The sequence below is a fragment of the Allorhizobium sp. nf9_anc genome (assembly GCF_056323085.1).
This window is the reverse complement of sequence record NZ_CM150481.1, coordinates 366,708-391,556: the sequence shown is the minus strand read 5'-3', so window position 1 is coordinate 391,556 and position 24,849 is coordinate 366,708. Positions and strand designations below refer to the sequence as shown.

Annotated in this window: 18 protein-coding genes; 8 read left to right on the top strand and 10 right to left on the bottom strand. The window is 62.6% G+C overall.

Annotation, left to right across the window (positions count from 1 at the left end; translation table 11 throughout):
• Positions 1-36 precede the first annotated feature (36 nt).
• The 8 genes from AC02Y0_RS01695 to AC02Y0_RS01660 form a co-directional block, all read right to left on the bottom strand.
• Positions 37-1,542: a tripartite tricarboxylate transporter permease gene (locus AC02Y0_RS01695; RefSeq protein WP_102018588.1), complete on the bottom strand. Its 1,506-nt coding sequence runs from the start codon at positions 1,540-1,542 to the stop codon at positions 37-39.
• A gap of 10 nt (positions 1,543-1,552) precedes the next feature.
• Positions 1,553-2,011, bottom strand: a complete 459-nt coding sequence (locus AC02Y0_RS01690) for a tripartite tricarboxylate transporter TctB family protein (RefSeq protein WP_476381908.1) — start codon at positions 2,009-2,011, stop codon at positions 1,553-1,555.
• 102 nt (positions 2,012-2,113) lie between these two features.
• A complete protein-coding gene (locus AC02Y0_RS01685; protein WP_476381906.1) occupies positions 2,114-3,094 on the bottom strand; it encodes a tripartite tricarboxylate transporter substrate binding protein BugD in 981 nt (326 codons plus the stop codon).
• A 223-nt stretch (positions 3,095-3,317) separates the two neighbouring features.
• Positions 3,318-4,667: a sigma-54-dependent transcriptional regulator gene (locus AC02Y0_RS01680; RefSeq protein WP_444556133.1), complete on the bottom strand. Its 1,350-nt coding sequence runs from the start codon at positions 4,665-4,667 to the stop codon at positions 3,318-3,320.
• Positions 4,664-6,436, bottom strand: coding sequence for a sensor histidine kinase (locus tag AC02Y0_RS01675; protein WP_476383934.1), 1,773 nt, complete (start codon positions 6,434-6,436; stop codon positions 4,664-4,666). The genes AC02Y0_RS01680 and AC02Y0_RS01675 overlap by 4 nt, the downstream gene beginning before the upstream one ends.
• Before the next feature lie 190 nt (positions 6,437-6,626).
• Positions 6,627-9,212 carry a methyl-accepting chemotaxis protein gene (locus tag AC02Y0_RS01670; RefSeq protein ID WP_476381904.1) on the bottom strand — a complete coding sequence of 862 codons (2,586 nt, stop codon included), beginning with the start codon at positions 9,210-9,212 and terminating at the stop codon, positions 6,627-6,629.
• Between the two features lie 220 nt (positions 9,213-9,432).
• Positions 9,433-10,275, bottom strand: coding sequence for a 5-dehydro-4-deoxy-D-glucuronate isomerase (gene kduI / locus AC02Y0_RS01665; RefSeq protein WP_476381902.1), 843 nt, complete (start codon positions 10,273-10,275; stop codon positions 9,433-9,435).
• 129 nt (positions 10,276-10,404) lie between these two features.
• Complete coding sequence (locus tag AC02Y0_RS01660) at positions 10,405-11,316, bottom strand: AraC family transcriptional regulator (protein ID WP_476381900.1); 912 nt, start codon at positions 11,314-11,316, stop codon at positions 10,405-10,407.
• Between the two features lie 165 nt (positions 11,317-11,481).
• On the opposite strand from AC02Y0_RS01660, the gene AC02Y0_RS01655 reads away from it, so the two are divergent.
• The 7 genes from AC02Y0_RS01655 to AC02Y0_RS01625 are packed head-to-tail and all read left to right on the top strand — an operon-like array spanning position 11,482 to position 19,751.
• Positions 11,482-12,888 (top strand): family 4 glycosyl hydrolase, encoded by a 1,407-nt coding sequence (locus tag AC02Y0_RS01655; RefSeq protein ID WP_476381898.1) that lies wholly within the window; start codon positions 11,482-11,484, stop codon positions 12,886-12,888.
• Positions 12,885-13,769, top strand: a complete 885-nt coding sequence (locus tag AC02Y0_RS01650) for a carbohydrate ABC transporter permease (RefSeq protein WP_102018595.1) — start codon at positions 12,885-12,887, stop codon at positions 13,767-13,769. The genes AC02Y0_RS01655 and AC02Y0_RS01650 overlap by 4 nt, the downstream gene beginning before the upstream one ends.
• A 2-nt stretch (positions 13,770-13,771) precedes the next feature.
• Complete coding sequence (locus tag AC02Y0_RS01645) at positions 13,772-14,680, top strand: carbohydrate ABC transporter permease (RefSeq protein WP_476381896.1); 909 nt, start codon at positions 13,772-13,774, stop codon at positions 14,678-14,680.
• Between the two features lie 4 nt (positions 14,681-14,684).
• The gene (locus tag AC02Y0_RS01640; RefSeq protein WP_476381894.1) at positions 14,685-15,797 is read left to right on the top strand and encodes an ABC transporter ATP-binding protein; all 1,113 of its coding nucleotides are present in this window, start codon (positions 14,685-14,687) and stop codon (positions 15,795-15,797) included.
• Between the two features lie 34 nt (positions 15,798-15,831).
• Entirely contained in the window at positions 15,832-17,088 is a 1,257-nt protein-coding gene (locus AC02Y0_RS01635) for an ABC transporter substrate-binding protein (protein ID WP_476381892.1), read from the top strand.
• Between the two features lie 11 nt (positions 17,089-17,099).
• Positions 17,100-18,611 (top strand): polygalacturonase PglA, encoded by a 1,512-nt coding sequence (pglA, locus tag AC02Y0_RS01630; protein ID WP_476381891.1) that lies wholly within the window; start codon positions 17,100-17,102, stop codon positions 18,609-18,611.
• A 6-nt stretch (positions 18,612-18,617) separates the two neighbouring features.
• Positions 18,618-19,751: a glycoside hydrolase family 88/105 protein gene (locus AC02Y0_RS01625; RefSeq protein WP_476381889.1), complete on the top strand. Its 1,134-nt coding sequence runs from the start codon at positions 18,618-18,620 to the stop codon at positions 19,749-19,751.
• Between the two features lie 55 nt (positions 19,752-19,806).
• Here the strand turns inward: AC02Y0_RS01625 and AC02Y0_RS01620 are convergent, their stop codons facing one another.
• Both AC02Y0_RS01620 and AC02Y0_RS01615 read right to left on the bottom strand, forming a co-directional pair.
• Positions 19,807-22,221, bottom strand: coding sequence for a YbcC family protein (locus AC02Y0_RS01620; protein ID WP_476381887.1), 2,415 nt, complete (start codon positions 22,219-22,221; stop codon positions 19,807-19,809).
• Positions 22,222-22,225: 4 nt separating this feature from the next.
• On the bottom strand, positions 22,226-23,800 hold the full coding sequence (locus AC02Y0_RS01615; RefSeq protein WP_476383932.1) for a proton-conducting transporter transmembrane domain-containing protein: 1,575 nt from the start codon (positions 23,798-23,800) through the stop codon (positions 22,226-22,228).
• A gap of 133 nt (positions 23,801-23,933) precedes the next feature.
• Between AC02Y0_RS01615 and AC02Y0_RS01610 the strand changes: the two genes are divergently transcribed.
• Positions 23,934-24,830 carry a LysR family transcriptional regulator gene (locus AC02Y0_RS01610; RefSeq protein ID WP_476381885.1) on the top strand — a complete coding sequence of 299 codons (897 nt, stop codon included), beginning with the start codon at positions 23,934-23,936 and terminating at the stop codon, positions 24,828-24,830.
• Positions 24,831-24,849 lie beyond the last annotated feature (19 nt).

Sequence of the window (24,849 nt, the reverse complement as noted above, 5' to 3'; positions counted from 1 at the left end):
TCCGCCGGCCTTTGCAAAGCACCAGGATCAAAGACCTCAGTCCTCTTCCTGGAAGACCTCCTCGCGCTTCTTCTTGACGCTCGGAAGGAAGACCACGATCAGAACCGCAAGCGCGAGCAGCAGCAGGGTCAGGCTGATCGGCCGGGTGACGAAGGTAGACGGATCGCCGCGGGACAGGATCATCGCCCGCCGCAGGTTCTCCTCGAGCAGCGGTCCCAGAACGAAGCCGAGCAGCAAGGGTGCCGGCTCGCAGCGCAGCTTGACCAGCACGTAGCCGATGAGCCCGAAGAAGGCGACGGCATAGAGGTCGTAGATGTTGCCGTTGACGCTGTAGACCCCGATCGAGCAGAAGGCCATGATGATCGGGAAGAGCACGTAGTACGGGATCGTCAGAAGCTTCACCCAGAGCCCGATCAGCGGCAGATTCAAGACCAGCAGCATCAGGTTGCCGATCCACATCGAAGCGATAATGCCCCAGAACAAGGCCGGTTGTTCGCTGGCGACGTTCGGACCGGGCACGATGCCCTGGATGATCATCGCACCGACCATCAACGCCATGACCGGATTTGCCGGAATGCCGAGGGTGAGCAGCGGGATGAACGAGGTTTGGGCACCGGCATTGTTGGCCGATTCCGGACCTGCGACGCCTTCGATGGCGCCATGCCCGAACTCCTGCGGGTTCTTCGACATGCGCTTTTCGACCGTGTAGGAGGCGAAGGACGCCAGGATCGCGCCGCCACCCGGCAGGATACCGAGCGCCGAGCCAATGCCCGTGCCGCGCAGCACCGGTCCGACCATCCGCTTGAAGTCATCACGGGTCGGCATGAGACCACTGACCTTGGTGATGAGCACCGTCCGGTTGCGATCGCTTTCGAGATTGCGCAGGATCTCAGCGACACCGAAGACACCGACGGCCACTGCCACGAAATTCAGGCCATCCGCATACTCGGTGATCCCCATCGTGAAGCGCGGCGTGCCCGAATAGATGTCGGTGCCGACAAGCCCGAGCAGCAGACCGAGCGCGACCATGGCAAGCGCCTTGATGATCGAGCCGTGCGCGAGCGCGATCGACGAAACGAGACCGACAATCATCAGGGAGAAGTATTCGGCCGCCCCGAATTCAAGCGCGATGGCGGTGAGCGGCGGCGCGAAGATCGCGACGAGGAAGGTTGAGACGGTACCCGCGAAGAAGGAGCCGATCGCGGCAATCGCGAGCGCGGCCCCTGCCCTGCCATTGCGAGCCATCTGGTAGCCATCGATCGCGGTAACGGCGGATGAGGATTCGCCCGGCATGTTGATCAGGATGGCTGTGGTCGAACCGCCATACTGCGCGCCGTAATAAATGCCGGCTAGCATGATCAGCGACGAGACGGGCTCAAGCTGGAAGGTGATCGGCAGGAGCATGGCGATCGTGGCTGTTGCACCGATGCCGGGGAGCACGCCGATCAGCGTGCCCAGGATGACACCGATCAGGCAGAAGAATAGGTTCTCGATGGAACCAGCGGTCGCGAAACCGAGGGCAAGATTGCTGATGAAATCCATGTTCGCCGCCTCAACGGAACCAGGGGCCGAAGCGTTCGAACGGTAGGCCGAGGCCATAGCTGAACACGAGGACCGAGAAGAAGGTGATGCCAGTCGCAAGCGCGAGCGCCGCCGGAACCCGGAGCCGCTCAGAGGCGAAGCTTGCGATGAAGGCGGCAACGAAAAGGGCCGGAACGAAACCGGCGCCCCGCACCAGGAGAGCGAAAACGATCGGTGCCGGCAGAATGAAGAGCATGCCGCGCCAGGCGATCGCGCCGATCACCTCACCGGTGACCTTCACGGACTGCACGAGGATGACGACACCGAGCAGCGTCAGCACACCGGCAAGCACAAGCGGGAAGTAGCCCGGGCCCATGCGAAACGCGGTTCCGAGTTCCAGCGACAAGGATTGAATGACGAAGAAGAGGCCAAGCCCGATAAACAGCAGACCGCAAAGCAGATTGGCCGTGTCGAAGCGTATGGATTTCATGATGTCCCCCGACAAAAGGCGCGGACGGCCTTGGACTTGGCCGACCGGCACGACAAGTCGCGGACCCGGCCAAAAGACCGGATCCGCGCAGATGTGGATGGATCAGTCGGCGTACTGGCCGGCAGCTTCGATGACAGGCTTCCAGCGGGCGATTTCGCCTTCGAGCTTGGCCTTGAGGGCGGCAGACGTCACGTCGCTGTCCGGGGACGGTGCGGTGCCGAGTTCGGCGAAGCGAGCAACGACGTTTTCGTCCTTGAGGGCCTTCTTGAGCGAGGCATTGAGCTTCTCGATCGCTTCAGCAGGCGTGCCCTTTGGCGTGTAGACGCCGTGCCAGATACCAACCTGGAAGTCGTTCAGGCCACCTTCGGCAGCTGTCGGCACATCCGGCAGGACCGGCAGGCGGTCGGCGGAGGTCACGGCATAGGCCTTGATCGTGCCGCCCTGGATCTGCTTCGTCGTGTTGGTGGTCTGGTCGCACATGATGTCGACCTGGCCGCCGAGCAGATCGGTCATCGCCGGACCGGTGCCCTTGTAGGGAACGGTGACGAGCGGGGTCTCGATCTGGCTCATGAACAGCATGCCGCAGAGATGCGAGGCTGCACCGATGCCGGCATTGGCCACCGTGACCGTGTCCTTGTTGGCCTTCACATACTCAACAAGACCCTTGAGATCGGTCGGCTCGAAATCCTTGCGGGCAACGATGGTCATCGGAACGTCGGTGACGAGACCGACATAATCAAAGGCGTTCAGCGGATCATAAGCGAGCTTGCGATAAAGGCTCGCGCTGGTCGCCATGCCGATATGGTGAAGAAGAATGGTGTAGCCATCCGGCTCCGAGCTCGCGACGCGGCCGGCGCCCAGCGTGCCACCGGCACCGCCGACATTTTCCACGAGGACCTGCTGGCCAAGATCCTTGGACATGGATTCAGCGACGAGACGCGCGACGGTATCCGTCGGACCACCTGCCGCGAACGGGACCACCATGGTGATTGAGCGCTCGGGATAGGTCTGGGCCGATGCAGATGCTGCGATGAAGGTTGCCGCAATGGCAGTCGCGCTGAAGAGCGACTTGAAGAAAGTCATGAAAGCCTCCCGGTTCAATTGATCCCGCCGGTTCGGCTCCTCCCGCCCGGCATTGGATGGCCCGATCTTCTTCAGGCGAGACCGCGCCACAATCGCCCGGTCACGTGTGGACCAAGCTTTTGTGAGCCATCGCAGTGCAACATGGGTGGGTTTCCTCCCAAGCAGCTCAGATGATGTGTGGAATTCCACCCATTCCTGAAGGAGGGAGCGGTCGGGAGGGGCCTTAGTCCCTGCTGTCGAAGGCGAGACTCTTGTCGAGCCCGTGCTTCTGCATCTTCTCGTAAAGCGTCTTGCGGGAGATTCCGAGCTGCTCGTAGACCGGACGCAGTGATCCGCCATGGGCGGTGATGGCATTGGCGATCAGCTGCTTTTCATAGGCCGCCACCTTGTCGGCCAGACGCGTATTCGCCGTTTCAAGGGCTGCCGCACTGTCGAGCCCGGTTTCCAGCCCGAGCACCAGCCGATCGGCCGCATTCCGCAACTCGCGAACATTGCCCGGCCAGTCACGCTCGGCGATCTCGGAAAGGATCTCCGGCTCCACCTCCATGTCGTCGCGGCCGTAGCGTGCACAGGCTTCACGCACGAGATGCAGAAAGAGGAGCGGAATGTCGGCCCGCCGCTGCGCAAGCGACGGCACGCGGAGTGTCACGACATTCAGCCGGTAGAAGAGGTCCGCGCGGAAACGCCCGGCCGCCACCTCGCTTTCGAGGTCAACCTTGCTCGTGGCAAGGAACCGCACGTCAAGCGGCACCGTTTCGTTCGACCCGAGACGCGTGATTGTCCGCTCCTGCAGCACGCGCAGGAATTTTGCCTGCAGGTCGAAGGGCATCGAGCCGATTTCGTCCAGGAGAATGGTTCCGCCACGCCCATGTTCGAACTTGCCGTAGCGCGCCCGAAGCGCACCGGGAAAGGCACCGGCTTCGTGGCCGAAGAGCTCGCTTTCGATCAGGGTCTCCGGCAGCGAAGCACAGTTGATGGCGAGAAAGGGTGCCTTCGCCCGGGCGCTGATATCATGCAGACTGCGGGCGACGACCTCCTTGCCGGCCCCGGTATCGCCAATGATCAGCGCATCAGCCTCCGTCGCACCGATCGCCCTCACCCGGTAGCGCAGATCGACCATGACAGGCGTTCGCCCCGGAAGCCGCGTCTCGATGTCGTCGCGCTTGCCGGCAACGGCCCTCAGGCGCCGGTTTTCGAGAACAAGCGACCGGCGGTCCAGCGCATGCCGCACGACACCCGCCAATGCCTGACTGGCGAACGGCTTCTCGATGAAGTCATAAGCGCCCTCGCGCATGGCTTTCACTGCGAGCTGCACCTCGCCATGGCCGGTCACTAGGATGACGGGGATTTCGTGATCCAGTTCCCGGATCCGGTGCAGAAGCGTCATTCCATCCATGCCCGGCATCCGGATGTCGCTGACGACCACGCCATCAAAGCCGAAGCCAACCCGCGAGAGGATCTCGTCGCCCGAGGCGAAGGCCTTGACCTGCAGACCATGCAATTCCAGCGCCTGACTGGTGGAGAAGCGCAGCTCCTCCTCGTCATCGACGAGCAACACCAGACCTGAATTCATTCCGCCGCCTCGTGCAATGCTTCCGCTTCCAGGAGATCGATCCGGAACAGGGCACCGCCGCCCTCACGCTCCCGAACCGTCAGGCTTCCGCCGAAATCCTTGATGATATTGTAGGAAATCGACAGGCCGAGCCCAAGGCCCTTGCCGACACCCTTTGTGGTGAAGAACGGATCAAAGATCCGCTCCATGATCGCCGGCGGCACACCCGGTCCCCGATCGACGATCTCGATCACCACACGACCATTTTCCCGACGCGCCGAAAGTTCTATCGCGCGATCATCTAGCCCTTCGACCGCGTCGCAGGCATTGGTGAGGATATTGACGAGCACCTGTTGCAGGCGAACGGATCCGCCCTGGACAGGCGGCAACCCAGGCTCGAAATTCAGCGACAACGTCGCATCTGCCGTGCCCAGCCGCGCCGAGACGATTTCGAGTGTCTCTTCCACCACCTCCTCGATCGAAATGGCGCTGAGCTTCTCGTTCGGCTTCCGCGCGAAGTTGCGCAGATGCCGCGAGATCGAAGCCATACGGTCGATGAGATTGGAAATACGCCCCAGATTGTCTCGCGCCTCGGAGATCCGGTCGCGATCGATCAGCATGGTCGCGCTGTCGGCATAGGTCTTGGCGGCGGCAAGCGGCTGGTTGAATTCGTGTGAAAGGGCAGCCGACATCTGGCCGAGGCCTGCAAGCTTGCCGGCCTGAATGAGGTCGGCCTGCGTCTGGCGGAGCTGCAGGTTGACGCGGGCGAGATCGGCGGTGCGCTCCTCAACCCGCCGCTCAAGCTCGGCCTGCGCCTCGATCTGCATATGCATGCGCTCCTGCAACCGGGCGCGGCGCTGGATGACGACAGCCAGCCCCAGCCCGAACAGGCAGAGGAACAGAAGAATGGCGACCAGCATGGTCCGCGCCTGGGCATGGATGGTGCCGGTGTCGAAGAGGACCTTCACCGTCCAGTCGGCGTCCGGCATGTATTGTTCGAGAACTAGATATTCCCGAGATCCGGCCCCCTGGCTGACGGTCATCAACACATGATCATCAAGCGCACTTCGTTTGATGGGAAGCTCCCGCAAGACAGCATCGGAATAGCGCCTGGAGGCGGTCGTCCGTTCCAGTCGTTCAGGCGTGAGCGGCAGCACCGAGGCATAGAGCCATTCCGGATTCCCGGTCATGAAGATGATCCCCTCGGGATCATGCACGAGGATCTTGTACTCGCCACCCCGCCAGGATGTTTCGATACCCTCGATATCGACCTTGAAGGCAATGACGCCACGTACCGTGCCATTCACTTCGATGGGCGCCGAGAAATAGTAGCCGCGTTTCGCCGAGGTCGTGCCGAGTGCGTAGAAGCGCGCCTGCTTGCCGGCCGCCGCTTCGTAGAAATAGGGACGGTAGATGAAGTTTTCGCCGACAAAGCTCGCCACACCGTCGAAGTTGCTCGCGGCGATCGTGTTGCCGTCCATCGTCATCACATAGATGTCGGAGGATTCGAGCAGCGTGTTGATTTCCTTGAGATAGAGATTGGCAGCCCGCCTTAGCGCCGGATTGTCAGGATCAAGGATGAGTTCCTTCATGTCCTCGTGGTCGGCGATCAGCGCCGGCAAGGTCTCATAGCGGCTGAGATGGCCTGACAGCGCCGAAGTGGCCAGGCGCAAGGCGCTGTTGGCCTGCAGCGAAGCTTCCGCCATGACATTGCGGGTGAGGAGCCGGTTGCCGATGGTGGCGAGTGCAAGGCTTGCAGCAATGAGGATCAAGACGAGCGCCAGGATCATGCGCCGTGCCACAGCCAGTCGTCGCGCAGGTGGTATCGTTGCTGTCGTCACGGGCTATCTCCTCGAGCGCAAGGATAGCGACCTGACTGTCGCTTTCCAAGCCGGCTTGCGAACACGGCCTCGGCTCACGAAAAAGCCGCCGGCCTTTACGGGTCCGGCGGCTCGAAAACATAGCGGGGCTTTGAGGCAATCAGGCCGCGCGGCTGTGGGAATGCGCGGAGGCGCGACGACCTTCCGGTGCGAGCTTGAACTGGTTGACGAGCTGCATCAGCGCATCCGCCTCATCGGCCAGCTGACGGGTCGCGGCATTGGTCTCCTCGACCATGGCAGCATTGCGCTGGGTCATCTGGTCCATCTCGTTGACGGAGGAATTCACCTCCGCCAGCCCGTTCGACTGATCACGGCTCGCCATGGCGATGACCGAGACGCGGTCGGCAACCGTGATGATATTGGCCGAGATCTCGGCGAGCACCGCACCGGTCTGCTGCACCAGCTTGGATCCGGCCGAGACTTCCGTGCTCGACTTGTGAATGAGGTCCTTGATCTGCTGCGCTGCACCCGCCGAACGCTGCGCCAGTTCGCGGACTTCCTGGGCAACGACGGCGAAGCCCTTGCCGGCCTCGCCCGCACGTGCCGCTTCGATGCCGGCGTTCAGTGCCAGCAGGTTCGTCTGGAAGGCGATCTCGTCGATGACATCGATGATCTGCACGATCTGGCCCGAGGCGTCCTCGATGCGACCCATGGCGTCGATGGCGTTTCCGACAACCGTGGACGATGTGTCGGCGCGGCCCTTGGTATCGGCAACGATGTTGTTCACTTCCTCGGCCCGCTCGGCCGATGACTTGACGGTCACCGTGATTTCGTCGACGGCAGCCGCCGTCTCTTCGAGCGAGGCCGCCTGCTGTTCGGTGCGCTTGGCCAGCTGGTCGGCCGCACTGCTCATCTCGGCGGCGTTGCGCTGGATCATGTAGGTGTTGGAGCGGATCTGCGTCATCGTATCCTGCAGATGCTCCAGCGACTGGTTGAAGTCGTTGCGCAGCTGCTCGAGACGGCCGTGGAACGGCGTGTCGATGGTCTCGGAAATATCACCCTTTGCAAGGCGGCCAAGACCGGTGGCGAGCGCGTTGACCGCGAAGTCGATCTGACGGTCGATCTCCTGCTTTTCGAGATCGTTGCGACGACGCTCTTCCTCGGCCTGAACCCGTTCGGCTTCGCTGCGGCTTTCGATCTCGATCTTCGACAGCGCGTTCTGCTTGAACACGCCAAGCGCACGGGCCATCTCGCCGATTTCGTCGACGCGGGCTTCGCCATTGATCTTGGTGTCGAGCACGCCTTCGGCCAGACGACGCATGGCGCCGGTGATCTGGCCGATCGGGCCCTTGAAGGTCAGCACGAGGCCGATACCTGCAAAGATCGAGATGAGGATTCCAAGGCCGGTCGCGCCGATGGAGATGGAGTTTGCCTCCTGGCGCTCTTCGCCCGCCGAGACCTTCTGCATTTCGGCAAAGGTGGTCAACTGCTTCCAGATGACATTGAGATCGGAGGCGGCCTGCTCGAAGCTCGACTTGCGCTCCTGGCTGACCTTCACGAGTTCGGCGCTTGCCCCGATCATGGAATCGACAGCCGGCCCGAGCTCCTTCTTCACCTGCATCATGATTGGCTGATCGGCAGCCGTCTTGTCGAGTGCGGCCAAGAACTTCTTCACGGCATTGAACTGCTGCTCCAGGAGCATCCGGTTCTGCTCGGTCGGCTCCAGGAGGAAACGCGCCATCATGATCTGCAAGGCATAGCCGGCAGCCATGACCTGGCGACCGTCGGCGATGACGGCCTGGGCCTTGGCCAAGGGCGCATCGAGCTCACCGAACTTGATGGTGGCTTCCTTCATCTTCTGCTGGGCGGCAAGACCGAGATAGGCGTTGAGCTGGGTGAAATTGCGCAGCTTGCCGGCGAGATCGGTGATGACGGCCTCGGACTTGTCGTTGGCAGCCACGGCAGCCTTCAATTCGCCGCCGATCTTGTCGAGCGTCTTGGCGGCAGACTGGTTGGCTTTCGGCAGCACGGCAGCGAGCACCTGCTGGCGTGCGATGATCTCGTCGACGCGGGCCGTGATCACGGCAAACTTCTCGTCCGGCGTCTTGGCCTTGGTGAAGGCGGAATTGGTTTCGGTCAGGAAGGTACCGGTGCTGCGAATGCTCTCGGCATCGCGCAGCATGGTCTTGGCGGCGGCATCATCCCCCTGGACGGCGCGTTCAAGGGTGGCCATGGCGGCGGTCACGCGGCCCTGGGCGACAACGATCTGCTTGGTGCCCTGCTGCAGCGTATCCACAAGCTTGGACTCGGCATCATGCAGCGTCCAGAGATCGCCGATATGGACGAAGACCTGGTCAATCAGCTTGCCGGCCTCTTCAAGTTCCGTGCGACCATCGGCATCGGGGGCGAGCTGCGAAAGCGTCGTCTCGAGATCGCGCTTCTGCTGCTCGAGGCGCCCAGTCAGGTCAGCCCTTGCTTCTTCGGTCGTGTTCGCGAGGAAGCTGGTCATCGACGCCGAAACATCGCGGAAACCGCTCAGCGACTGCAGCACACTGTTCGAAATCTCGATGCGTCCCTGCAGTAGGCCCGACGCGTAAAGCCCGGTAAAGCCGACGGCGGAAATGCTGATGACGAAAGGCAGAATGAAAATCAGCACCTTCGTCTGAATATTGAAGCGCGACAATATGCGGTCGATGAACACGGTTTGGTCTCCTCCGACATCGGCGACCGGGAAAACTGCGGTCATCGAGGTCCATGCCTGAATCGTATGGAGAATGGGCAAGGAAGACTAATATGACCTTAATGAGATAGCTCTGATTGACCTGCGGGAAGCAGCGTCAGCGGCACCGGAAGCTCGACGAAGTCCGCAACCTTAAATCGAAAATGGTAACACAAGAGGGCACGCGAGATGGACGATCCCGCATGCCGCAAGAATGTGTATGCCCGGTACAATGAACCGGTCGAGGTCAGCGCATGTCTTCGATGGCCACCGGATCAACGTCGGTATAGTCGACATTGTCGCCGGCCATGGCCCAGATGAAGGAATAATTGGCTGTTCCCGCACCCGAATGGATCGACCAGCCGGGCGACAGCACGGCTTCCTCGTTCTTCACGATAATGTGGCGTGTCTCGTCCGGCTCGCCCAGCAGATGGAAGACACGCGTCTTTTCCGCCATGTCGAAATAGAGATAGGCCTCCATGCGCCGGTCATGGATGTGACACGGCATGGTATTCCAGACGGAACCCTTGGCGAGGCTGGTCATGCCGACCACGAGCTGGCAAGTTTTTACGCCCTCCGGGTGCACGAACTGGAAGATCGAGCGCTCGTTGCTGGTTTCCTGCGCTCCGAGATCGAGCCGCTTGGCATCGGCGATGCCGATATGGCGGGCCGGATGACGGGTATGGGCCGGCGCACTCAAGAGGTAGAACTTCGCCGGCTGCTCTGACGACACCGATGAGAAGGTGACCGAGGAACCCATGCCGGCATAGACCATATCGCGGGTGCCGGCCTCGAACTTTTCGCCATCGACCGTCACGACCCCAGCGCCACCGATATTGACCGCTATCATCTCACGACGCGCAAGAAGCTCCGGCGTGCCGGCCGGCTTGATCGTTTCGAGCGACAACTCCGAAGTAACGGGCACGGCGCCACCGACGATCATGCGGTCATAATTGGTATAGTGCAGCTGGATGCGTCCCGGCACGAAGAGCGGCGGCAGCAGGAAATTCGACCGCAATTCGTCCGTACCGAAGCCGGCAGCGGTCAAGGGGTCCACGGCGAAGCGATTGGTGAAGTCGGTGTGCGACATCATTCCTCCCATACATGTTATTTCAACTTATCATACATGTTGGAAAGCGCTCAGCAAGGACAAAATCCATATGCGTTGGCTGGACAACCGCCTTGAGGATCTGTTTCGCCGCAACTCATAAGACAGGTTTCAGGGGCGCGGCAGCGGATAGACGACCTGCCCGTCTTCCTCGCCACGCGGAAAGGCCCCTTCCCGGTTGCGGCGTTCCGCTTCGCGATAACCCTGCGGGCTGATGCCGATATAGCGCTTGAACATGCGGGAAAAATAATAGGCGTCCGTATAGCCGGAAAGGGCAGCTGCCCGCTTCACCGTGCATCCGCCGGCCAGCAACCCCATGGCGCGTTCCATGCGCTTGAACTCCTGGAACTTGTCCATGGTCCAGCCGACGCGCTTGCGGAATTCACGTTTGAAATAATCCGGATTATAGGGCGCTGCGGCCAGCACCTGTTCGCTGATTGCCTCGTTCAGCGGGTCGGCCGCGATTTGGCTGGCGGCCACCATGATCGCAAGCGAAAGCTGATCGGGATTGGCAACCGTGCCGACGGATTGCTCGCGCCATCGGACGAAAGCCTGCTCGATGAATTCGATGAGCAGGAACATGAAGACATGATGCTGCTGCAGCGACGTCGAGTAGGGCGGCGCCGTCTCGCGAAAATGGCGAACCACCTTTTCCAGCATGTCCCAACGGGCGAGTTTCACCGAGAGCGCCAGGTCCATCTGCGCGATCAGGTCGAGGCGGCCGAAGAGATCCAGCGTGAAATGCTGCGCGATGCCCGTATAGGCTTCGACCGAAGCCGACCGCCCGACAAACCGCGTGCCGGCCGGCAATAGCATGGCCGACCCCGGCTCAAGCTCTACCGTCTGTCCTTCGACCTCATAGATCCCGCGACCGCTGAGGCAGATCACGAGATCATGCACCCGGTTCGACTTGTCGATCGACCAGGTCTGGGAATGCTGCATGCGGATGGTCGAGCGGGTCAGGTTCAGCGCCAGCGCCTGCATCGGAATGCCGGCGAGAACGCTACCTTCAGTTTCGTCCATCATTTTTCCCCTATTTGTCGATTTCCGCGCGAGACCAATTGGGGGGATATTAGCCACAGGAGCGGCCCTCTTGGGAAGGCCGGGAGGATATCAGGAGGAGAAGGGACGTCGGTGAGACGGGCAGCCTTGTGGGCCGCCCCAAAGCCGCAGCCCTTGAATGTTGCGATGCAGAAAGCGGAATACACGCGCCCGGTCACCATCGCCTATGTCGGCGGCGGCTCGCTCAACTGGGCGACGAAACTGATGGGCGACCTGGCCCAGGACGGCACCGTTCCGGCAACCGTCCGGCTCTACGATCTCGACCATGCCGCCGCCGAGCGCAACGCCCGCATCGGCAACCGCTATGCCGCCCGCAGCGACGCAGGCGCACCCGTCACCTACTCAGCCGAACGGACGCTCGAGGCCGCCCTAACCGGTGCCGACATTGTCATCATCTCGATCCTGCCGGGCTCCTTCGAGGACATGGCGAACGACATTGCGATCCCCGAGCGCTATGGCATCCGCCAGTCGGTCGGCGACACCGTCGGACCCGGCGGCTTTGTCCGCGCCATGCGGGCAATCCCGATGATTGCCGAGATCGGCCGCGCCATAGCCCGCCATTGCCCTGAAGCCTATGTCTGCAACCTGACCAATCCCATGTCGGTCCTGACAGGCACGCTCTATGCCGTCTTTCCGGAAATCCGGGCCTGGGGCTCCTGCCACGAAGTGATCAAGACCCGCAAGATCATGGCATACCTCGCGAACCGTAGGGCCGGCGAGGTTCTCTACGGCTACCGCGACGCGAAGGTGAACGTGCTCGGCATCAACCATTTCACTTTCGTTGATCGGGCGGCAGTTGGCGGTGTCGACATGATGCCGACCTATCTCGATTTCGCCCGCGAGCATCTCACATCCGGCTGGCGGGAATCTCCGCTCGATCCGGCCAATGAACACGACCGCTACTTCACCGACAGTTTCCGGGTAAAGTTCGATCTCTCGCTCCGCTTCGGCATCGCCGCGGCAGCCGGCGATCGCCATCTCGTCGAGTTCCTGCCTCAGGCGTGGTATCTCGATGATCACGCCGCATGGAAATTCGGCCTCACCCCCGTGGAGTTCCGGATGCGCGAGCGAAAGCAGAAAGTCGACCACGCGGAGGCGCTCGACAAGGGCGCGCCCCTGCCGCCGGCTCTGGCCTCCGACGAGGCGATCGTCGAGCAGATCAAGGCGCTCTTGGGTGGTCCTGAGCATGTGAGCAACGTCAATCTGCCGAACCGGGGGCAACTGTCCGGTTTCGCGGAAGGCACCATCGTCGAAACCAACACCCGCTTCAGCCCACTCGGCCTCCAGCCCATCGTCGCCGGGCGACTGCCGCAGGCGATTGAGCTGCTCGCCCGCCCCCACGCCGACAGGCAGAACGCACTCGTGGCAGCGGTTCTCTCTGATGACGTCGACGCACTCTTGCCACTCTTTATCTCGGACCCGCTCGTCGCCGCCCTGCCCCAGGACAAGGCGATGCACCTCTTCCGCGAGATGGTGACAGCCACCCAGCATCGCCTGCCCGAGACGCTGAGCAGAGCCGGAGGTGTGGCATGAGCGGAGACAGCCGTTACCTCGGGCTCCTCTACCTGGCGCCCTACATCATCGGGTTGCTGATCTTCACGGCGCTGCCCTTCGTCGTCTCGCTCTATCTGAGCTTCACCGACTACAATCTGATGAGCGCGCCGATCTTCACCGGCTTCGACAACTATGTCAGGCTCTTCACCGGCGATAGGACCTTCCGCAAGTCGCTCTGGGTGACCCTCATCTACGTCTTCACGACGGTGCCACTGAAGCTGATCTTCGCGCTCTTCGTCGCGGTGATCCTGAACTACAAGCTGAAGTTCATCAACGTTTACCGCACGGCCTTCTACGTGCCCTCAATCCTCGGCGGCTCCATCGCGATCGCGGTTCTCTGGCGCTACATGTTCGCCGATGTCGGTCTCGTCAACATGGGGCTGGCGATGATTGGCCTCGAACCCGTCAACTGGTTCGGCGACCCGACCAATGCGCTCTTCACCATCACCCTGTTGCGCCTCTGGCAGTTCGGCTCGGCCATGGTGATCTTCCTCGCCGCCCTCCAGAGCATCGACAAGAGCCTCTACGAAGCAGCCGCCATCGATGGCGCCGGCAAGTGGAAGAGTTTCGTGCACATCACCCTGCCGCTGATCACGCCTGTCATTTTCTTCAACCTGATCATGCAGATGGTCCAGGCCTTCCAGGAGTTCAACGGCCCCTACATCATCACGCAGGGCGGCCCCCTGAAAGCCACCTATTTCCTGCCGATCTACATCTATGACGAAGCCTTCAAGCGCTTCGACATGGGTTATGCCTCGGCCATCGCCTGGGTGCTCTTCGTCATCATCATGGCGCTCACCCTCATCGCCTTCTGGTCCTCGCGCCACTGGGTTTACTACGCCGGCGACAAGCGGAGCTGATCATGACCGACCACGCCCTCACCCCCTATGCCACAGGCGTCGATGAAGTCGACAAGGCCCATCGCCGCGATCTGCGGCGACAGAAGATCACCACTGTCTTCCGCTACGCCGTGCTGACGCTGGTCGGCCTGATCATGATCTATCCGCTGGTCTGGCTGATCGGCGCCTCGTTCAAGACCAATTCAGAGATCTTCGCCAATCCGGGCTTCTGGCCGGAAAACCCGACCGCGGACGGCTATATCCGCGGCTGGCAGACCTCGACGCCCTATTCCTTCGGCACCTTCTTCCTGAACACGCTGTGGATCGTTCTGCCGAAGATCATCGGCACAGCGATTTCCTGCACGGCCGTCGCCTACGGCTTCGCCCGCTTCGACTTCCCCTTCAAGAAGCTGCTCTTCGCCACCCTGATCGCGACGCTACTACTGCCCAACGTCGTCACCCGCATTCCGCAATACCTGCTCTTCCGCGATCTCGGCTGGCTCGATACCTATCTGCCGCTCTGGGTCCCCTCGGCCTTTGCCGGCGACGCCTTCTTCGTCTTCATGCTGGTGCAGTTCCTGCGCGCCATCCCGCGCGACATGGAAGAAGCCGCCCGCGTCGACGGAGCCAATACCTGGCAGGTGCTCGTCTTCATTGTCATTCCGCTTCTGATGCCGGCGCTGATCTCGGTCTGCCTCTTCCAGTTCATGTGGACGATGAACGATTTCCTAGGACCGCTCATCTACATCTCCTCCGTCGACAAGTTCCCCGTCTCCCTGGCGCTGAAACTGTCGATCGACACGACGGAGGCCTTTGAATGGAACCGGGTGCTCGCGATGTCGGTGCTGACGCTGTTACCGGCCCTCGCCGTCTTCTTCCTCGCCCAGAAATACTTCATCGACGGCATCTCCGCCGGCGGCATCAAGGGATAAATCAATGGCCCGGTTGCAACTGAAAAACCTCGAAAAAGACTATGGCGCCTTCCGTGCGGTGCATGGCATTAACCTCGATGTCGAAGACGGCGAGTTCATGGTCCTGGTCGGCCCCTCCGGCTGCGCCAAGTCGACAACGCTGCGCATGATCGCCGGCCTGGAAAGGATTACCGGCGGCGAGATCCGCATCGGCGGCGAGCTCGTCAACGACCGCGCCCCCGGAGACCGCGGCATCTCCATGGTCTTTCAGAATTACGCGCTCTATCCGCACATGAAGGTGAAGAAGAACCTCTCCTTCTCCATGCGACTCAAACGGCGCCCCCAGGCCGAGATCGACGAAGCGACCGACAAGGTGGCGGGCACGCTGGAGATTGGCGCCCTGCTCAACCGGTTGCCGAAGCAACTCTCCGGTGGCCAGGCCCAGCGCGTCGCCGTCGGCCGTGCGCTGATCAAGAAGCCGCAGGTCTTCCTCTTCGACGAGCCACTGTCGAACCTCGACGCCAAGCTGCGCGCCTCGATGCGCGTGCGCATCACCGATCTGCACAAGCAGCTGAAGGCCGACGGCATGGCTGCGACCGTCATCTACGTCACCCACGACCAGACCGAAGCCATGACCATGGGCGACCGGATCTGCGTCATGAAGGACGGGCACATCATGCAGGTGGCCGATCCCGTAACGCTCTACAATCGCCCGGCCAATGCCTTCGTTGCCGGCTTCATCGGTAGTCCGGAAATGAACCTGATTGCGGCAGAGCTCACCGGCAACGGAGAACTCGTCACTGCCGGCCAGACGCTCTCGATCATGGATGGCCTTGCCCAGCGGCTCCATCGCGATGCCGCGCGTGAGGTCACCATCGGTATACGCCCGCAGCATCTGAAGATCGCGCCGCCCGAAACGCCGGGCACGCTGTCGGGGCGCATCAGCCATGTCGAGTTCATGGGCCACGAAGTCTATCTCTACGTGGATATCGGCGGCGAACGCGTCATCGCCGTCGTGCCCTCCAGCCAGTACGACCGGTCCGCGATCCGCGACAACCGCGTCTGGCTGAGCCCCGACATCCGGTCCACGCACATCTTCAACCGCATGACGGGCGAGAACATCTCGCTCGCCGACTGAAAGCCGTCATCGTTCTAACTTGGGAGGAGCCAGAATGAGAACCTTGATCATGACCGCCGCACTTCTTGCGGCAACCAGCCTGAGCACTGCCTATGCCGCCGACCTTCGCATGTCGTGGTGGGGCAGCGACGACCGCCATATCGCCACGCAGGAAGCTTTGAAGCTCTGCGGTGGCAAGTTCGGCCATACCGTTTCGCCCGAGTTTACCGGCTGGACCGGTCACCAGGAAAAGATCACCACGCAGCTCGCCGGTCGCACCGAAGCCGACATCATGCAGATCAACTGGCCATGGCTGCCGATCTTCTCCAAGAACGGCGACGGCTTCGTCGATCTCAACGAGTTCAAGGACGTCATTGACCTCAGCCAGTGGTCGGAGACGGACCTGAAGGGTGGCACCGTCGAGGGCAAGCTGAACGGCCTGCCCGTTTCGACCACCGGCCGCGTCTTCATGTTCAACAAGACCACCTACGACAAGGCAGGGCTCGCAATCCCGACTACCTGGGACGAACTGCTCGCCGCAGCCCCGGTCATGAAGGAAAAGCTCGGTCAGGATTACTATCCCTTCGAAGGCACGGCGCTCGACGCCCGCCTCGTCGTGATCCTGCGTACCACGCAGAAGACCGGCAAGGACCTGATCGATCCCGCGACCAACCAGGTTGCCTGGACCGTGGAAGAACTGGCCGATGGCCTGAAGTTCTACCAGACCATGGTCGACAACGGCGTCATCAAGTCCTGGAAGGACGTAGCTGCCGGCGGCAATGCGCCGCTGCATGAAAACCCGGCCTGGGCCAGCGGCAAGATCGCCGGCACCTATCAGTGGGACAGCACCTACGGCAAGATTTCCGGTCCGATGGAGGAAGGCCAGCAACTCGTGCCCGTCAAGCTCTTGCAGATCGAGGGCGCGACGACCGAAGGCGTCTATCGCAAGCCCTCGATGCTCCTGGCGATCTCCAAGAACAGCAAGGAGCCGAAGGCGGCCGCCGAGATCGTCAACTGCCTGCTGAACGATCCGGAAGCGATCAAGATCCTCGGCGCGACCCGTGGCGTGCCCTCCAGCAAGGTGGCACTCGACGAACTCTCCAAGGCAGGCTCGATCAAGCCGGTGCAGGTGGAGGCGAACAAGATCGTGTTGGAAAGCAACGGTGTCGGCGTCTCGCCGCTCAACGAGCATCCCCGCGTGACGGAAGCCTTCGACAGCACCTTCGAGGCCTTCGCCTACGGCCAGGCTTCCGCCGAAGACGCCGCCGCCGAGATCATCGACGGCATCAACAGCGCGCTGACCGGCATTTGAGGAAGACGATCTTGACCGACGGCCCCATCCAGCTGCTGCACCTGTCGTCAAGGACGGCAACACTCACGATCGAGGCGGACGCGCATCTGTTCGCCCTCGACCGGGCGTTGCCCTGGGTGCTGCAGCTGGGTGACGGCACGACGGTCAAGACCGGCAGCGCGACCTCGGTCGTGCTGTCCCTCGACGGTCTAGAACCTGACAACGAGTACCGCTTCTCGACCGCAGTCGGTGGCATCACCTTTCGTACAGCCGACGAGACGGCCCTGGTCGATATCCGCGACCATGGCGCGCGACCAGACAGCGAGGACAATACCAAGGCGATCCAGTCCGCGATCGCCGCGGTGCCGGCGGGTGGAACACTCCGGCTGCCCGCCGGCTCCTGGTTTTCAGGCCCGCTTTTCTTGAAAAGTGACATGACACTGCTGATCGAGGAGAGCGCGGTTCTGCAAGACATCGGCACCCGCGATGGGCGCCCGATCCTATCCGCCCGGCATCCGGACGGGCGCGTGCTCGGCACCTGGGAAGGGGTCGCGGAAGCCTGCTTCGCCAGCCTGCTAACGGCGATCGATTGCGACAACCTGACGATCTGCGGCAAGGGTGTCGTTGATGGAGGCGGCGATCGCGGCGACTGGTGGACCTGGCCGAAGGAAACCCGCGATGGCGCCCGGCGTCCACGCACGATCTTCCTGTCCGGCTGCCGAAACCTGACGCTCTCAGGTATCACTGTCCAGAATTCCCCGTCCTGGACGGTCCATCCGGTGCTTTGCGAGGATGTTCTCGCCGCCGGACTGACGATCCGCAACCATCCTGATACCCCGAACACCGACGGGCTGAACCCCGAATCCAGCCAGAACATCCGCCTTGTTGGCCTCGACATTTCCGTCGGCGACGACTGCGTGGCGCTCAAGGCCGGCAAGCGCGATCCGCGCGGCGGCCCTGACAGGGCGACCCGCAATGTCGAGATCCGCAACTGCCTGATGCAGCGCGGCCATGGCGCCGTGGTCATGGGCAGCGAGATGAGCCAGGGCATCGGCGACGTCACGATCAGTCGCTGCCATTTCATCGGCACCGACCGGGGACTGCGCATCAAAACCCGCCGTGGCCGTGGCGGCAGCGTCTCGAATATCAGCGTCCATGATTGCCGCATGGAGCACGTCGCGACCCCGATTGCCGTCAACGCCTTCTACTTCTGCGATGCCGATGGCCGATCCGACTATGTGCAGTCCCGTATTGCCCTGCCCGTCTCCGTGACCACGCCGAAGATCGAGTGCATCGACATCCGCAATCTCGAGGTTTCCGGCGCCGAGACGGCGGCTGCCGTCTTCTACGGGCTGCCGGAATCCACCATCGATGCGGTGTCGATCGACGGCATGCACATTGGCTACAGCGCCGATGCAAAACCCGCCGTGCCGGAAATGGCCTGTCATCTGCCGGAACTGCGCCACGCCGGCATCATTGCCGAAAACACGAGGTTCAGTCGCCTGACGCGCCTCTCACCCGCTTCCATTCACCCGGACCCATGAAGACCGATGCTGATCTCCTATTTCGACGACTACGCTCGCGACTACGAACCCTACAAGGCCGGTGCCTGGTGTTATGAGGACGGCTGCCTCTATCGCGGCCTAATCACGCTGCATCAGGCGACGGGAGACCGGCGCTGGCTCGACCACCTGACCCGTCTCGTCGATGCGCAGGTGGATGCCGACGGCGGTCTTACCGACTACCGGATTACCGAATTCAACATCGACAACATTCTGCCAGGCCGGGCACTGTTCTACCTCAATCGCCAGACGGGACAGGGCCGTTATCTGGAGGCCGCCAAGTTGCTTGGCCGGCAGCTCACCCATCACCCCCGCATCGGAAGCGGCCCCTATTGGCACAAGCTGCGCTATCCGCATCAGGTCTGGCTGGATGGCCTCTACATGGCCATGCCGTTCAAGGTGGAGCTTGGCCTGGCACTCAGTGATCAGCGCCTCGTGGATGACGCTATCGCCCAGTTCAACACGGCGCTCGATCTGACATTCGACGCAGCCTCCGGCCTCTATCGCCACGGCTACGACGAGTCGCGCCTGCAGGACTGGGCCGATCCCGACACCGGCCTGTCGCCCGCCCATTGGGCGCGGTCCATCGGTTGGCTCGCCATGGCCTTTGTCGACGTGATCGAGCATCTTCCGGAGGGCAATTACCGCCGCGATCTATCGGCCCGACTGGCAGCACTCAACGATCGGCTTGCCGCGCTGGTGACCAAAGATCATCGCTGGCTGCAGGTGATCGATGCGCCGGACGCGAGCGACAACTACCCTGAAAGCTCGGCAACAGCCATGTTCGCCTACGCCCTGCAAAAGTCCGAACGGCTGGGTATCGACCGACACGGCGGTCTCGGGCGATCCGCGCTGCAGGCGCTTGCCGATCATGAGGTACGACCCGTCGAGGGCGGGCGACGGCAGTTGCAGAATATCTGCTGCGTCGCGGGCCTCGGTCCCTTCCAAGGCATCTATCGCGACGGAAGCATCGCCTACTATCTCACCGAAGCCATCCGGCCGGATGACATCAAGGGTGTCGGCCCGCTGATGATGGCTGAGGCCGAGCGCCTGCTTGCGAGCAGCAAGACGGCATCGCACATGTCGGAGACGTCGCGGCTCCAGACCGCCGGCGCCATCTGACAGGCAAATAGTCGACCGCCGGCGCAAAAGGCCGGCGGCTTGCTCTTGTCCCAATTCAGCTCGCGGCCTTCTGCTCGACGCCCGATGCTGCACCCGGGCGAACATCCGTCCAGCCGAGATTGCCAGTGTAGCGCCAGGCCATCTGGCCCTGCTCGTCGAGTGCAAAGAGGTTGAGCCAGCCATTGTCGAATAGCGCCCGTACCTGCGCATGCCGCTTCAGGATGTCTGATATCGCCTCCTTCGGCGCCTCGACGGCGACCGTCAGCCGCAGCGGCTCGTGGACGAAATTTTCCCCGTCATGCACCGACTGCCAGGGAAGCCCGGCGCGCAGGTTGCCGCCATTGCCCTCGACGACCCCGATACCGCCGACGACATTGTGCAACAGCTTGTTGCCACCGCCAAAGAGCGACGGGGCGACCGATGAGCCGAAGTATTGAAGGCTGATCCAGCTCGCGACGACGACGGGGGCGGTCAGGATCAGTTCGAGGATCTTGAAGCCCTCATCCTTCTTCCAGACATAGTCGTGCAGGAAGGCCTGCCCTTCCAGTGACCGGCCAGCCGTCCGCGTGCGCGGTGCCGCGATAAAGGCGCGGCAGCCGGCAAGCCCGAGCTCGGGCCGCACTTCCGACCAGTCCTTGCTGCGCGCGATGACACTCTCTGCCGTCGCCCGAGGCAGCCGCCGCGCCCGCTCGGCGCGGGTAAGGCGTCCGGCCTGGGCAAGCCATTGCCGGATACGGACGATATCCTCCGCTGCGAGGTCGTTTTCCAGATCGTCTTCGAACAGCGTCACGCTATCCGTCGTCGTATCGTGCAGGCCACCGAGGAAGACGGTATCAGCCGGGATGTTGATCCCGTTCACCGCCAGCTTTTCCCGCACGGCGCGGTCGTTCAGCAGATCAGCCAGGAGACGCGCATTGACGTCGCCCGCATAGCCACCGCAGGCGCCGCAGTGAAGGGCGCTGGCATAAGGGTTGTTCACCACATTGGCCCCATGGCCGGCGATCAGCACGAAGCGGCCGAAACCTTCCGTCAGCGACATGGCCTTGAGCACGGTCTCAGCAACCACCGCCCGCGTGTCGAGATCGAGGCTCGGCGCAAAGCGCGGCTTGGCGGCATCAGGACCTTTGCCCTTGCCGAAGCCGAGACCATCGCGCATCAGCTTGCCCGCATAAACCGGCCCCATGGCTTCCACGAAGGCGAAGGAGGAGACGGCAGCCAGCTTGAAACGACCCCAGGCACGGGTGGCGCGCGCGCTGAACCGCGCCTGCTGGTCGGCGTCCTCGTCGTGATCGACGGCGCTGCAGCTGAAGACGGAAGGCTTCAGGAGGACCGGCAAGCGATGCTCTGATACGTCAGAGGCAAAGCCCTTGTGGCTGGCGCCCAGACCGAAGAAGCCGGCAAATCCGAGCGTGCGGACAGCAGGATCAACGCTTTCGAGCGAGCGACGGAAGACTTCCGAGCGCACGTCGATACAGAAGGCCGCCTGCAGGACGGGCCGCAACTCGGCAACCTTGATCGGCGAGGGTGCAGCAAGCGTGGCCGCGAGCTTCCGCTGCGCCGCGCGCTCGGCAGCGACCTGCAGCAACCCGTCGATGACTGTATCAAAGTCAGGGCTGACAGGCTCGACATGGCTCCGCCGCACCTGCTGCCACTCACCCTCAATGGCGGTCTTGTGCCGGGCGTAAAGGGCCTCTTCGAACACGAGACGGATCGCCAGCAGCTCAAGCGCCGTGGTGTCCGTGCGTCCCTCGACCTCGGCCTTGAACTGGATATGGCGCGCATACTGCGCCCAGCCGCCGACGGTCAGCAGCAGCTGATGGAAATAGGTGCCGGGTTCGGCGCCGAGGCCGAGCGCAACGGCCGCCCGCTCGATCGCCCCATGCGGAGTCTCCGGCGTTTCGTCGACATGAATGCTGAAGCCTTTGAAGCCCAGGATCTCAGGCGTCAGGTCATGGGTCGCGAAGGCACGCCAGGCGGCGTAGAGACCGTTCCGCCGAGACGCGGCCCAAAGGGCCTGGCCCTGATCGAAGAAACCGGCTGCAAAGGTGCCGATCCGCTCGGAGACGAGCCCCGGCCAATCCTTGCCCGTGGCCCGCGCGGCAAGCTCCGCGATCGTCGGAAGTGCGGCAACCGGCTGCGGCTCCTCGGCTACGGCAGCCTTGAGCGCCGGCAGGTCGATGCGGTTGAAAAGCGCGCTCGACTGAAGCGCTGCGCTGAGGTCCTCATCCGTGATCTCGCCCTTGGCAATCAGGTCCGCATAGTGCTTGCGCGGCAATGCCAGCCGGACGCCGCCGATCCGGGCGAGCCGGGCCGCCGTCTGGTCGAGCGTCTCGGTGATCTGACCGAGGAAGGGGTTGACGGCAACGGTCGCCGTCAGCGGCCAGGCCGGCGGGATCGCCCGCACCGCCTGATCTGCCGCCCGGGCAAGCGCTTCGCCATGCAGGGTGTCCACTGTGGTCGTCTCGGTCATCGGTTCACTCCTTCACGGAAGCAGGCGTTGCGGAGGTGGAGCGCGGAAGCGTCCAGCCACCGAGCAGGCGATCGAAGAGGGCATTGACGTAGAGGCCGTTGGCGAGATGAACCCTGAGGCCCGCAGCCGCCGGATGATAGGCCCAGAGCGGGAAGAGCGATTGAGCGACCGCCACCACGCCGAAGGTCACGACGGCAAGCAGCATCAGCGTCCATTCAAGCGGCCCGGGCTGCGGGGTCGCCGGCAGCGTGCCAAGCATCAGCTTGTCGGAGATGCGCTGCAGGGCGAAGTAGGCCGTGGCCGCCGAGATCGCGTAGAGCGAGGTCCGCCAGGTGAGCGCCCGGGGAGCCGCATCCGCCAAGCCTTGCGCAATGAGATAGGCGACGCCGAAGATCAGGATCGCACCGAGTGCGAGCGCCTGCGGCGGCTTGTCGGCAAAGCCGAAGAGCACACCGATGACGGCATAGATGGCAAGCGCCAGCAGGAAGGCGCGTCCGACCGCCTTGGCATTCGGGATCGCGACCGGACCGGGGCGCCGAATCGAGGCAACCGTCTCGATGGCCGAGCCGGAGGCGAGGAAGGCATGCGCCTTGTAGAGCGAGTGCGCGACGATGTGCAGCAGTGCGATCGGGAAGAGCGCCAGACCACACTGCAGGATCATGAAGCCCATCTGCGCAACCGTGGACCAGGCGAGGGAAGTCTTCACCGCCGACTGGGTGAGCATCACGAGACTGCCGAACAGCGCCGTGAAGCCACCGACCATGACCAGCACCGCAAGCACCACCGGGGCCTGCAGCATGACATCGGCAAAGCGGATCAAGAGGAAACCGCCGGCATTGACGACGCCAGCATGCAGAAGGGCCGAAACCGGGGTCGGCGATTCCATCACTTCCGTCAGCCAGCCATGGGTCGGGAACTGGGCGGACTTCAGAAGTGCTGCGATCGCTAGCAGGGCAGCAGCGGCAATCGTCAGCGGCAGCCCCTCGCCCTCGCGGGCCGCGGCGAGAATGGTGGCGATGTCGCCGGTGCCGAAGGAAATGGCGAGCAGGATAACAGCGCCGATCAGGGCGGCGTCACCGGTGCGCGAGACGATGAACTTCTTGCGCGCGGCGCGCTGGGCAGCGATCCTGTCAGGATAGAAGAGCAGCAGCTGATGCAGGAGGAGACTGGTTGCCACCCAGCCGACGACGAGCTGCAGCAGCGTGCCGGACTGGACGAGGAGCAGGACGGCGGCAAGTGTTGCCGTCATCCAGCCGGTGAACGGGCCCTGCCGCTCTTCGCCGTCAAGGAAAGTGCCGGCATAACGCAGCACCACCCAACCGATAAAGGACACGAGCAGCAGCATCACCAGGCTGACGAGATCAAGCCGCGAGGCAAGCGCGAAATAGCTGTAGCCGATCGCCGGGCTGGTTCCCGGCCCCTGCAGCATCAGGACGACAGCCGAAAGGACGGCGACGAGGATCGAACCGAGGGCCGAGAATTCGGCAACGCGGATCGCCTGACGCGGACGAAGCCCGGGCGCCTGGAAGGCATAGAGCGATGCACCTGCAAGCAGCAGCGGCGCGAGAAGCGGCAGCATATGGATCACGTGATATCTCCAGGCTGGGCCGCTGCTTGGGAGGAGGCAGCGGCGATCTCACAGACCTGTTATCAGCGGCGTGATCACAAGAAAAATTCATTGTTTCTCTAAATTCGTTCTATAAAATAGAACCATGTCCGAGCTGAACTATCATCATCTCCGCTATTTCCGCGCCGTCGCCCATGACGGCAACCTGACCCGCACAGCCGAGCGGCTGAACCTGTCGCAATCGGCGCTATCCATCCAGATCAAGCAGCTTGAGGAGCGGTTGGGCCATTCTCTCTTCGAGCGTCGTGGTCGACAGCTCTATCTCACGGAAGCCGGTCGCATCGCGCTCGACCATGCCGACACGATCTTTTCGGCCGGCGAGGAACTGGTCGAGACGCTGAAGGAAACCGGGAGGACACGCCGCGCCATCCGTATCGGCGCGCTGGCCACCCTGTCACGCAACTTCCAGATGGAGTTCCTGCGTCCTATCCTCGGGCGCTCCGACGTCGACATGATCCTGCGCTCGGGCAGCACCAGTGAGCTGTTGGGCGCGCTGGAAGCATTGAACCTCGACATAGTCCTCCTGAACCAGGCGCCGATGGCCGATTCCGTAACACCCTTCATCGCCCAGCACGTCTACCAGCAGCGGGTCAGCCTCATCGGCAAACCCTCCTACGGCAAACCAGGTGCGAAGCTCGCCGACCTTCTGGCCGAGCATCCCGTCATCCTGCCGACGCTCGAAAGCGGCGTGCGCTCGCAGTTCGAAGCGCTCGTCGCGCGCCTTGGCATCACGCCCCAGATCGCGGCTGAAGTCGACGACATGGCGATGATGCGTCTTTTAGCCCGCGAAGGGGCAGGCCTTGCCGTTCTGCCGCCCATCGTCGTCAAGGGCGAGCTCGAAGCTGGCACCCTGGTCGAGTTCGACGCCCTGCCTGGCATGATCGAATCCTTCTTCGCCGTCACGGTAAAGCGTCGCTTTCCGAACCCGCTCATCCGGCCACTGCTGGAAGCGAGCGAAGACGGCAAATCCACCACCGCCTGAACCGCGTAAAGCATAAGCG

Bases quoted from the DNA above. Each gene is read 5' to 3' on its own strand.
- AC02Y0_RS01675 (WP_476383934.1), bottom strand. From the start codon at position 6,436: ATGATCCTGGCGCTCGTCTTGATCCTCATTGCTGCAAGCCTTGCACTC.
- AC02Y0_RS01695 (WP_102018588.1), bottom strand. From the start codon at position 1,542: ATGGATTTCATCAGCAATCTTGCCCTCGGTTTCGCGACCGCTGGTTCC.
- AC02Y0_RS01650 (WP_102018595.1), top strand. From the start codon at position 12,885: ATGAGCGGAGACAGCCGTTACCTCGGGCTCCTCTACCTGGCGCCCTAC.
- AC02Y0_RS01645 (WP_476381896.1), top strand. From the start codon at position 13,772: ATGACCGACCACGCCCTCACCCCCTATGCCACAGGCGTCGATGAAGTC.
- AC02Y0_RS01660 (WP_476381900.1), bottom strand. From the start codon at position 11,316: ATGGACGAAACTGAAGGTAGCGTTCTCGCCGGCATTCCGATGCAGGCG.
- AC02Y0_RS01615 (WP_476383932.1), bottom strand. From the start codon at position 23,800: ATGCTGCCGCTTCTCGCGCCGCTGCTGCTTGCAGGTGCATCGCTCTAT.
- AC02Y0_RS01625 (WP_476381889.1), top strand. From the start codon at position 18,618: ATGCTGATCTCCTATTTCGACGACTACGCTCGCGACTACGAACCCTAC.
- AC02Y0_RS01685 (WP_476381906.1), bottom strand. From the start codon at position 3,094: ATGACTTTCTTCAAGTCGCTCTTCAGCGCGACTGCCATTGCGGCAACC.
- AC02Y0_RS01690 (WP_476381908.1), bottom strand. From the start codon at position 2,011: ATGAAATCCATACGCTTCGACACGGCCAATCTGCTTTGCGGTCTGCTG.
- AC02Y0_RS01620 (WP_476381887.1), bottom strand. From the start codon at position 22,221: ATGACCGAGACGACCACAGTGGACACCCTGCATGGCGAAGCGCTTGCC.
- AC02Y0_RS01640 (WP_476381894.1), top strand. From the start codon at position 14,685: ATGGCCCGGTTGCAACTGAAAAACCTCGAAAAAGACTATGGCGCCTTC.
- AC02Y0_RS01670 (WP_476381904.1), bottom strand. From the start codon at position 9,212: ATGACCGCAGTTTTCCCGGTCGCCGATGTCGGAGGAGACCAAACCGTG.
- AC02Y0_RS01610 (WP_476381885.1), top strand. From the start codon at position 23,934: ATGTCCGAGCTGAACTATCATCATCTCCGCTATTTCCGCGCCGTCGCC.
- AC02Y0_RS01655 (WP_476381898.1), top strand. From the start codon at position 11,482: ATGCAGAAAGCGGAATACACGCGCCCGGTCACCATCGCCTATGTCGGC.
- kduI (WP_476381902.1), bottom strand. From the start codon at position 10,275: ATGTCGCACACCGACTTCACCAATCGCTTCGCCGTGGACCCCTTGACC.
- AC02Y0_RS01635 (WP_476381892.1), top strand. From the start codon at position 15,832: ATGAGAACCTTGATCATGACCGCCGCACTTCTTGCGGCAACCAGCCTG.
- AC02Y0_RS01680 (WP_444556133.1), bottom strand. From the start codon at position 4,667: ATGAATTCAGGTCTGGTGTTGCTCGTCGATGACGAGGAGGAGCTGCGC.